This is a genomic window from Candidatus Proelusimicrobium excrementi (assembly GCF_937881865.1).
Taxonomy (GTDB): Bacteria; Elusimicrobiota; Elusimicrobia; order Elusimicrobiales; family Elusimicrobiaceae; genus Proelusimicrobium; species Proelusimicrobium excrementi.
Window position 1 is genome coordinate 1 of record NZ_CALGEO010000081.1, and the last position, 10,112, is coordinate 10,112.

General features: G+C 46.3%; 7 protein-coding genes. 3 read left to right on the forward strand and 4 right to left on the reverse strand.

The genetic code is table 11. From position 1 onward, the window contains the following. The first annotated feature begins 82 nt into the window (after positions 1-82). Positions 83-274 carry a hypothetical protein gene (locus tag ACQY26_RS03795; protein WP_428047774.1) on the forward strand — a complete coding sequence of 64 codons (192 nt, stop codon included), beginning with the start codon at positions 83-85 and terminating at the stop codon, positions 272-274. A 34-nt stretch (positions 275-308) separates the two neighbouring features. On the opposite strand, the gene ACQY26_RS03800 is transcribed toward ACQY26_RS03795, so the two are convergent. From ACQY26_RS03800 to ACQY26_RS03810, 3 genes are read right to left on the reverse strand one after another with little or no spacing between them, the layout of a single operon-like run. Then, entirely contained in the window at positions 309-2,219 is a 1,911-nt protein-coding gene (locus ACQY26_RS03800; RefSeq protein ID WP_428047776.1) for an NAD(+) synthase, read from the reverse strand. 48 nt (positions 2,220-2,267) lie between these two features. After that, complete coding sequence (locus tag ACQY26_RS03805; RefSeq protein WP_428047777.1) at positions 2,268-4,718, reverse strand: heavy metal translocating P-type ATPase; 2,451 nt, start codon at positions 4,716-4,718, stop codon at positions 2,268-2,270. A gap of 56 nt (positions 4,719-4,774) precedes the next feature. Further along, on the reverse strand, positions 4,775-7,033 hold the full coding sequence (locus tag ACQY26_RS03810) for a bifunctional diguanylate cyclase/phosphodiesterase (protein ID WP_428047778.1): 2,259 nt from the start codon (positions 7,031-7,033) through the stop codon (positions 4,775-4,777). Between the two features lie 115 nt (positions 7,034-7,148). On the opposite strand from ACQY26_RS03810, the gene ACQY26_RS03815 reads away from it, so the two are divergent. Continuing rightward, a complete protein-coding gene (locus ACQY26_RS03815; protein ID WP_428047779.1) occupies positions 7,149-7,850 on the forward strand; it encodes a hypothetical protein in 702 nt (233 codons plus the stop codon). Between the two features lie 71 nt (positions 7,851-7,921). On the opposite strand, the gene ACQY26_RS03820 is transcribed toward ACQY26_RS03815, so the two are convergent. After that, a complete protein-coding gene (locus ACQY26_RS03820) occupies positions 7,922-8,449 on the reverse strand; it encodes a GDSL-type esterase/lipase family protein (RefSeq protein ID WP_428047780.1) in 528 nt (175 codons plus the stop codon). A gap of 114 nt (positions 8,450-8,563) precedes the next feature. Here ACQY26_RS03820 and ACQY26_RS03825 point away from each other — a divergent pair, with 114 nt between their 5' ends. Further along, positions 8,564-9,760 carry an LL-diaminopimelate aminotransferase gene (locus tag ACQY26_RS03825; protein ID WP_428047781.1) on the forward strand — a complete coding sequence of 399 codons (1,197 nt, stop codon included), beginning with the start codon at positions 8,564-8,566 and terminating at the stop codon, positions 9,758-9,760. The last annotated feature ends 352 nt before the right edge of the window (positions 9,761-10,112 follow it).

The following is a 10,112-nucleotide window of genomic DNA, read 5'->3' on the forward strand; positions in this document are numbered from 1 at the left end:
CGCTGGATCGCGCACTGGATACTAAAATCGAGCCGGAGGTATTCCGGGCTCCTGAATCCCAGATCACCGGCGGTGAAAACGCATGAACCGTATGCTGAATATGCTGGGCCTGTGCATGCGCGCAGGCAAGATCATCAGCGGGGAAAAGGCCTGCGTGCAGGCTGTCCGCATGGGCAGCGTCTGCGTCGTGATCATGGATAAGGCGGCAGCCAAAAACGCCGTCAAAGCCGCCGCGGAAAGTATCATAAGGCAGACATTGTTTACCGCCGCGTAACGTTCAAGCTTTTTTGAAGAGAGATTGTTTTCTTTCATTTGATATCCTTAAGCCAAATATCGCTTTTTGCGTCGCTTGGCAGGCGCAGATCCGCGCGCGGGCTTATCGCGGCGGAGCCTATTTTCGGTCCGTCGGGTAGGCAGGAGCGTTTAAACTGCTGGGCAAAAAACCTTCTGAAAAACACTTCAAGCCATTTTCTTATTTCTTTCTCGGAATAATCTTTTTTAAAGGCCGTTTTTGCCAAGAAAAGAATTTTCCGCGGCGTAAAATTATGCCTTAAAAAGTGATATAGAAAGAAATCGTGCAGTTCATAAGGTCCTACCAAATCTTCAGTCTTTTGGGCTATCGCGCCCTTGTCGTCGGCCGGCAGAAGTTCCGGGCTGATAGGGGTATTGACTATGTCCAGCAGAATTTCGCGGACGGGCGCGGGGCTTATCTCCGCAAAGTAATTTACCAAATGGATTACAAGCGTTTTAGGCACGCCGGAATTTACGCCGTACATGGACATATGGTCGCCGTTGTAAGTGGCCCAGCCCAGCGCCAGTTCGGACATATCACCCGTGCCGACCACCAAGCCGCCGTGCTTGTTGGCCAAATCCATAAGGATTTGCGTACGCTCGCGCGCCTGCACGTTTTCATATACGGAGTTTTTTTCTTCAACGTCGTGGGCAATATCTTTAAAATGAAGCAGACAAGCTTCTTTTATATTGATTTCTTTAAAATCCGCCCCCAAAAGTTTTATAAGTTTTACGGCGTTGTTGTAAGTTCTGCCCGTGGTGCCGAAGCCCGGCATCGTAACGGCTAAAATCATATTTAAAGGCAGGCCCAGTTTTTGCAGGGCTTCCTTGCAGACCAGCAAAGCCAAGGTGGAATCAAGCCCGCCGGAAACGCCTATCACCAATTTGCGCGCTTTTACGTGCGCTATTCTTTTGGCGAGGGCCAAAGCCTGAATGTCGGTAATTTCGCGGCATCTTTCTTTAAAGTCCGCTCCTTTCGGTATAAAAGGGGTTTTGCTTACGGTTCTGCTTAACTCGGCGGAGCGCGGCGCAAGCGGAATATTTACCGTTCTGTATTCTTTCGCGTTTAATGCGGCGCAGTCCGCGAAAGTTTTATTCGTCAGTCTTTCATTGTTTAAAGCGTCGAGGTCAACTTCGCTTATTATGATTTGCTCTTTAAGGCTGAAGCGTTCGGATTTGGCTAAAAGCGCGCCGTTTTCGTAAATAAAAGCGTTGCCGGCGAAGACCGTATCCGTAGTGGATTCCCCAAATCCGCAGGAAGCGTACACATATCCGCTTATACATCTGGCAGATTGCTGGGCGATTAAATTTCTTAGATAATCGTTTTTGCCCGCGAGTTCATTGCTGGCGGAAAGGTTAAAAATTATTTGCGCACCCGCCAAAACCGCAAAGGAGCTCGGCGGAACCGGCGCCCAAAGATCTTCGCAAAGTTCTATGGCGAATACGGCCCCGTGCGTTTTAAACAGCAAATCACTTCCTAAAGGTATTTGCTTGCCGGCCAGTTCTATGGTTTTTGTTTTAAGTTCCGCCGCCGAAGCAAAATAGCGTTTCTCGTAAAATTCTTTGTAATTTGGCAGATAATTTTTGGGGATTACTCCCAAAATTTCGCCTTTAAAAATAACCGCCGCCGCATTTATAAGCGCGTTTGCACAGGCAAGCGGCAGGCCGATTATTATTACGGAGTCAAGTTCTTTTGTAAGTTCGGCGGTTTTAAGCAGTTCCTCTTCGGATTTCTTCAGCAAGAGTTCGTTAAGGAACATATCCCCGCAGGTGTATCCGGTAAGGCAAAGTTCGGGGAATAAAATTATCTCCGCGCCTTTTTGGGAGGCGGTTTCAGCCGCGCGGACTATCGCCCCGCGGTTAAATTCAATATCGGCCGGCAATACCTGCGGTATTACGGCCGCGGTCTTAACAAAACCATAATTCATAATATATAAATTACCAAATAATAAGCTTATGCGGCAATGCGCAAAGCTTTATTTTATTTGGCTGACTTGGTAGCCGGCCTTTTCCACGGCCGCTTTGATTTTGTCGTCCGCTATGTCGTTTTGCGCTTCTACGGTTGCGATTTTTGATTTTAAATCGACTTCGGCTTTCGCGCCCAAAGCTTCAAGCGCGGCCTTTACTCTTGCGGAGCAATGTCCGCACGCCATACCTTCAACTGTAATATATTTAATCATCATTTTCTCCTTATTTGTTACGGGATTAAATCTTGCCAGCCTAAGCGAATTAAGCACCACGCATACGGAACTCAAAGCCATTGCCGAGGCCGCGAACATAGGGTTTAACTGCCAGCCCAGGGCCTTATAAAAAACGCCCGCAGCCAAAGGTATGCCTGCGGCGTTGTAGAATAAAGCCCAAAATAAATTTTGTTTTATATTTCTTATTGCGGCCCGGCTTAATTTAAGAGCGTAAACCGCGCCGGAAAGCTCCTTGCGCATTAAAACGATATCGGCGGATTCTATGGCTATATCGCTGCCGGCCCCTATGGCTATGGCCAAATCCGCCCGGGCCAAAGCTGGCGCGTCGTTTACGCCGTCGCCTATCATGGCGGCGGTTTTGCCCTGCCGCTGCAGCCGCCTCACAAAAACTTCTTTATCCGCAGGCAATACTTCCGCTTTGAAGTGTTCAATACCCAGCCGCCCGGCTATATTTGCGGCGGTCTTTTCATTGTCGCCGGTCATCATATAGACGTCCAGCCCCATTTCTTTAAAAGCGTTTATGGCGGATTTTGCGTCGGCTTTTATTTTATCCGATAATGCCGCCAATCCGATTATTTTTTTATCCGAAGCGAAGAAAACCGCCGTTTTGCCTTGGGCGGAAAGCTCCTCCGATTTTTCTTCCCAATCCGCCGTTTGCACTCCCTCGCTTTTCATAAATTTTAAATTGCCCGCCAAAGTTTCGTTTCCGCCGCAAAACGCTTTTATGCCAAAGCCCTCTTTATATTCAAACTTTTCGGCTTTAAGCGGTTTTATTCCGTTGTCTTCCGCATATAAGCATATCGCTTTGGCCAAAGGGTGCGCCGATAAAGCTTCTATGCCGGCGGCCGTTTGCAGAAGGAGGTTTTTATCTTCCGCGATAATATCCGCAACCGCCGGTTTCCCTTCTGTTACGGTGCCGGTTTTATCCAAAACCACACAATTTACCTGAAGCCCAGTTTGTATGCTTTTTGCGTTTTTTATCAGGACGCCGTTTCTTGCTCCGCTGCCGGTGGCACACATTATCGCCGTAGGGGTGGCCAGCCCGAGAGCGCAAGGGCAGGATATTACCAAAACCGATACCGCACAGTTAAGCGCGAAAGCAAAATCATACCCCGCGGCCAGCCATGCGGCCGCGCTGATAAAAGCCGCTATTATTACGGCGGGAACAAAAATACCGCTTATTTTATCGGCCAGTTCCGCTATCGGCGGCTTGGAAGAGTTTACGTCTTCCATAAGTTTGACTATTTGGGCAAGCGTTGTCTGCGAGCCTGTTTTTTCCGCGCGGAACTTAAAATAGCCGTCGGTGTTTATGGTGGCGCAAATAACTTTGTCGCCGGGCTTTTTCTCCACGGGGAGGCTTTCCCCCGTTACCAAAGACTCGTCCATAAACGCATTGCCTTCAACTATAGTGCCGTCCGCCGGCAGGCTTTGGCCGGTTTTTATGGTTATGATATCGCCGGTTTTAAGTTCGCCAGCGGGTATTACGATTGTTTGCCCCGCTCTTGTAACTTCCGCGGTTTTCGGGGCGAGATTTATAAGTTTTTCTATCGCGCCGGAAGTGCGGCTTTTGGCGCGCTGTTCAAGGTATTTGCCCAAACTGATTACGGCCAAGATTACGGCGGCCGATTCAAAATAAAGCGCGTGTGCGTAGTGCATAACTGCGGAAGATTCCCCCGCGCTTAGGGATAAGGACATAGCCAATACGGAATATATACTGTAAAGCAGAGCCGCGCCTGCGCCTATTGCGATAAGGCTGTCCATATTCGGCGCGCGGCGCAAAAGGGCCTTAAACCCGGAAATAAAATATTTAAAATTGATGAATACCACCGGCATGGTAAACAAAAGCTGTAAAACGGCGTTTGTCATAGGCGGCAAAGCTTTAAGGAAAGGCACACCCAACATAGGCCCCATGGAAACGGCCATTAAAGGTATAAGCAAAATAAAAGAGGCAATTATACGGCCTTTTACGCCGAAAGAACTTTCCCCGGCCGAAGGGCGGGGCTCCGCGGCGTTTTCTTTTTTTAAGGCGGCGTCATAGCCGGCTTTTCTTACGGCGGAAATTATGTCTTCCGGCGTTAATGACTGTTCCTGATAGTCAACGCTTAAAGTGTTGAGTAGTAAATTTACGCGGGCTTCTTTGACGCCTTTTAAAGTTCTTACGCTTTTTTCAACCGCAGCGGAACAAGCCGCGCAGGACATCCCGCTTACGGAAAATGTTTGCTTCATATATATTTATAATATCCCATGGGGCAAACAGTTTCAAGCCCGAGAGCTTTGGAAGGTTATTTCATTTTTGCCGAAAAATCATTATTTTTCAGCATATCTTTAAATTCTTCCAAAGGTATGGGTTTAGAGAATAAATATCCTTGCCCTCTGTCGCAGCCGATATTCCTTAAGAATTCAGCCTGCTTAACCGTTTCCACGCCTTCGGCCACAATGGTTACGTCCAAGGATTTAATCATTTTGACCGCGCCGGAAATAATATCTTCCGCTCTCTTTTCTTCCCCGTCGGTTTTAAGGAATTCTTTATCGAATTTCAGCGTGTCGAAATGAAGACTCTTTAATACGTTTAAAGAGGAATATCCCGCGCCGAAGTCGTCGATGGAAATAAGATATCCGTTTTGGTGGAAATTGGTAATAACGTCTTTCATCTTGTCCAAGTTGTCGAGCAAAGTAGTTTCCGTTATTTCCGCTTCCAGCAAATGCGGCGGAATTTTATAGAAATCAGCGGTTTTCTTAAATTCTTCACAGAAGTTGGGGTTATTTATGTGCAGCCTTGAAAAATTTACGGCCAGGCGTACCGGCTCAATGCCTTCATCCAAGCAGGAGCGCAGCATTTGCGCGGAATTTTTGAGCATGAACATATCCAAATCCAAAATAAAGCCGTTTCTCTCAAAAATAGGGATAAAGACATCTGGCATTATTATGCCTTTTGAGGGGTGCAGCCAGCGCACCAGCACTTCCGCGCCGTCCATCTTTAAAGTGTGTAAATTTACTTTGGGCTGGAAGTAAATTTTGAACTGATTTTGCTGCAAAGCCTCGCGCATACTGTTTTCTATGGATTTTTCCGTAAGGATTTGTTTCCTGGAATAATCTCTGTAAAACATGAAGTTTACCGATTTATCCTTTTTTGATTCCGCGCAGGCAAGATTGGCCCTATCCAGCATTAAGTAAAACGGAAGGCCTCTTTCCACCATAAATATGCCGCAGTTGGCTACGATTTCGTAATTTAAATCAGTGGAAGCGTAACAATTTTTTATCTCGTTGCAAATGGTTTGAAGCCTTGTTTCTATTTCTTCTTTGTTTTTATATTCTATTATGCAGATAAATTTGTCGCCCGACATCCTTGCAAAAGGCTCATTGGGGCCGAGATGCTCTTTAAGAACATTGGATATGTGAATCAGCACCATATCTCCGCTCCTGAAGCCGTAAAGTTCGTTTATCACTTTAAATTTATCAATATCCAATAAAACCATGGCAAAGCTTGAATCCGGGTTTTCGGCAAGCATCTTCGGCAGATCCATTTTTAATTTGTTTAGGTTGGCGCATTCCGTAAGAGGATCTGTAAAAGCGCTTAAATAAAACGCCTCTTTGCTTTTACGTTCGGTATTTCTTATATACAGCATTAACAGAGAAAATATTAAAATTATTTCGGCGCAAAGCGTAACGGCCATAAACATAACCTTGTTTACCTGCGCCATAAAAGGTTCGGTAGGCACAAAGAAGAGCAAATACCAATTATTTATATCCAGCGGGATATAAGCCATAAAGCGGTGTTCTTGTTCCGAATCTAAACTGGCGATGCCGCTTTTGCCCGCCATAAGCTCTTTCATAAAAGCGTTCATGCTACCCAATTTTTCAAATTTGATGTTTTTAAAATAGTCAATGACGTTGCTTCTGCTTTTTACATGGGGGTTTGAGTCGGAATTTACTATCAGCTGCCCGACATTGTTTGTTATATACGAATATCCGTATCCGCCGAATTTTGACATTTCCAAAATTTTTGCATAATAACTTTCGGTATGCGCGGCGAAGATGGCTACTTGCGGCTTGCCGTAAACGAATACCGGCGCAGCGGTAATTATAAGGTCTTTTTCGTCGTAAGGATTATCCAGAGGACCTGTGGTTATCGAATTGCCTTCAAAAATATTATCCAAAGCTTCCTGCGGCAGAAAATCTTTTACCAAAGAATGATCGTTGAAGTATACGTCCCCGTTCTGCATGATTATGCCCATGTAAATGAAGTCGTTGTTATTGTTTTCCCGATCGAGGATATCGATAAAAGTGTCCAAATCCGTTATGGCGTAATATTTCTCCATGATACCGGCCAGCGCGTTTACGGTTTGCGTTTCCTCTTTGATTTTAGTGTTGAAGGAATTGGCTTCCATTTCCGCTATTTCCATAATGTTTTGGGACATTTCGGCTTTAAGATTTTTTTGCAGTATGTCCAAATAAGCGAACAGGCTTATAAACAGCAAGATTACCGCAATTGATATAAAAAACCAAAAATTTTTGTAAACGAGTTTCGTTTCCTCTTGCATAAAGGGGCCTCCGGACATTTATTAAATCTTAGCAAATATTGCTTTATAATTAACATTAAATAGTTAGATATTTTGTACAATTTATATGTAACTACTATAAGGAGGAGTGCCAAGAATGAAAAAAGTATTCTTATCAATTTTTGCTCTTGCTTGTTTTGCGACGTTTGGTTTCGCGGCTGAAGTTTGCACCTGCGACAAAACCGACCTTACCTGCAGGAACAATTGCGTAAAGAAAATGGCCCAAAACGCCAAATGCGACGCTAAAACGAAAGTGAAAGCCGTAAAAGCGGACAGCAAGAAAGCTGTTTCCGATGCAAAAGCCAAATCCGCCCAAGCTAAAGCCGACGCAAAAGCCGATTTAAAGGCCAAAGCCGAAGCCAATAAGGCCAAAGCCGAAGCCAACAAAGCTCAGGTAAAAGCCAAAGCCGAAGCCGCCAAAGCCGATTTAAAGGCCAAAGCCGAAGCCAATAAGGCTAAATCAGAAGCCAACAAAGCTCAGGTAAAAGCCAAAGCCGAAGCCGCCAAAGCCGATTTGAAAGCCAAATATGAAAAGGCAAAAGCTCAGGCTCAGGCCGATAAAAAGGCCGCCGAAGCCTCCGCTGATGAAAAAATAGCCGCCGCCAAAGCCAAATATACCGCGGCCAAAGCCAAAGCCAAATCCCAAAATAAAGAACAGGAAGACGCCGCCAAGGCCCGCTATGAAGAAGCCGTAGCCAAAGCCAAGGCCGATAAAGCCGCCGCCAAAGCCAAAGCCGAAGAAACTAAGGCCAACGCCAAAGCGGAACTTAAATCCTGGAAAGAAACTTTGAAGAACTAAGAAAAAATTTCTTCGGAAGTTAAAAACCCCCGCATTTTTGCGGGGGTTTTTTGTTGTTTACGGGGACCAATTTAATCGCGCGGAAGATGCTTCTTTATACTTTTGCAAACGCGCTCGGCCACTATTTTATATCCTTTGGCGTTGGGATGTATAATATCCGATTTCAAAGACGGATCCGTAAAAATGCCTGCCATTATCGCGGGTACGAACAAAGTTTGTTTTTGTCTGGAAAGCTCTTTCATATAATCCGTATATTTCCCCATGCCGGGGCCGCCGGTATCCACCAAAACGGCAATCGCGCCCATATCCTGCACATAATCCACAATATCGCTTAAAGCTTGTTTGGTTTGGTCAAAGGGGCGTTTGCGCATATAATCATTTGCGCCGAATTCTATCAGAACCATATAAGGATTGTAGTCTTTTAAATCGTCAATGCGCGCCAAACCGTCCGCGGCGGTATTGCCGTTTACGCCAAGGTTCACTATATCCCGCCCGATTATTTCCCCGAGGATGTAAGGATAACTTTCCTCCGGGGCGGCGCCGTAGCCGTAAGTCAGGCTGTCGCCGAAAGCTATAATATCCGTGCCGTTATTGGTCATATTCGCAGGCTGCCTTGCGCAGGCGCAGAAAAGAAGAAAAACACTTAAATAAAAAAATCGCATACAAGGAATATTACCATTTTTTATATACTATTGATAGGTAAGGAGCTTTCCATGATTAAAATTAACGAAAATTATTTAAATTTAGAACAAAATTATCTTTTCCCTACGATAGCCAAGAAAGTACGGGAATATAAAGCGGCCAATCCTTCGGCCGACGTCATAAGCCTTGGTATCGGCGACGTTACCCGCGCTTTGCCGAAAGCCTGCGTGAACGCTTTGCATAAAGCTTCCGAAGAAATGGGCCATGAAAGCACTTTCCGCGGTTACGGCCCGGAGCAGGGGTATTCTTTCCTTATTGACGCGATTATAGAAAACGATTATAAAGCTTACGGCATAGATTTACAGCCCGAAGAAGTTTTTGTAAGCGACGGCGCCAAATGCGACGTCGGCAATATTCAGGAAGTTTTTTCCGCTGACGCCGTTGCGGCGGTGGCCGATCCCGTTTACCCGGTTTATTTGGATACCAATATAATGGCCGGACGTGCGGTAAAGAAGCTTCCTTGCCTGGCCGAAAACGGTTTCGCCCCCAAAATCCCGGATTTCAAAGCCGATTTGATTTATCTTTGTTCTCCCAACAATCCCACGGGAGCTGTTGCCACATACGAACAACTGCAAGAATGGGTAAACTACGCGCTGGCAAACGATAGCATTCTGTTATATGACGGCGCCTACGAGGCATTTATCAGCGATACAAGCATTCCCTCCTCCATCTACGCTATCCCCGGAGCCCGGCAGTGCGCCATCGAGTTCCGCTCGTTCTCAAAGCAGGGAGGGTTCACCGGCGTGCGCTGCGGGTATGTTGTGATACCAAAGGAGCTTAGGGGCAGAGATGCGGCGGGGAACAAAATTTCCGTCTCCGAGCTCTGGAAGCGCCGTACCGGCACCAAATTCAACGGTGCAAGCTATATCGTTCAACGCGGTGCTGCGGCACTCTTTACCGACGAAGGTTTGGAACAAACAAAATCACTCATTGACTTCTATCTCAGCAATGCCGGGCTGCTGCGAGCCGCCTGTATGTCCGTCGGCCTGAACATCTGGGGCGGCATCCATGCTCCATACATCTGGGTACAAACCCCGGAGGGCATGAAAAGCTGGGATTTCTTCGATAAAATGCTCCGCGAAGCACTGGTGGTCATCACCCCGGGTGCAGGGTTCGGTGCTCATGGCGAAGGCTTCTTCCGCATTTCTGCATTCAACAGCCGGGACAATGTCGAGGAAGTATGCCGCCGCATCAAACGATTCCTGTAAGCCGCCCACCCACAGGAGTCATTTACAATCAGAAAAGGTGTTCTTTCATTGTGTGACGTGCCGTATTGCCTCAAAAAAACAGTCACCGAAAAGTGGATGCCTCAAAATGACAGCGAGCGTAGCGAGTCGGCATTTTGAGGCAGAAAAATTCGCCGGATGGGGAGAGAGAGGTTCATAGTATGCCTTTCGATACTTGGCTGCGTTTGAATTCAGTAACTCTAATGTTGCTTGTTTACTCATTTTGAGTGACATGTATATATGTTAGTGCCTGATTTATGAGGCATCCTGCTTTTCATATGTCAGCCAAACTCGTGGGAAGTGTCAGTTCGGTGACTGGATTTTTGAGGCAATG

Coding starts and splice junctions, on each gene's coding strand:
- ACQY26_RS03805 (WP_428047777.1), bottom strand. CDS start 4,718: ATGAAGCAAACATTTTCCGTAAGCGGGATGTCCTGCGCGGCTTGTTCC.
- ACQY26_RS03810 (WP_428047778.1), bottom strand. CDS start 7,033: ATGCAAGAGGAAACGAAACTCGTTTACAAAAATTTTTGGTTTTTTATA.
- ACQY26_RS03800 (WP_428047776.1), bottom strand. CDS start 2,219: ATGAATTATGGTTTTGTTAAGACCGCGGCCGTAATACCGCAGGTATTG.
- ACQY26_RS03815 (WP_428047779.1), top strand. CDS start 7,149: ATGAAAAAAGTATTCTTATCAATTTTTGCTCTTGCTTGTTTTGCGACG.
- ACQY26_RS03820 (WP_428047780.1), bottom strand. CDS start 8,449: ATGACCAATAACGGCACGGATATTATAGCTTTCGGCGACAGCCTGACT.
- ACQY26_RS03825 (WP_428047781.1), top strand. CDS start 8,564: ATGATTAAAATTAACGAAAATTATTTAAATTTAGAACAAAATTATCTT.
- ACQY26_RS03795 (WP_428047774.1), top strand. CDS start 83: ATGAACCGTATGCTGAATATGCTGGGCCTGTGCATGCGCGCAGGCAAG.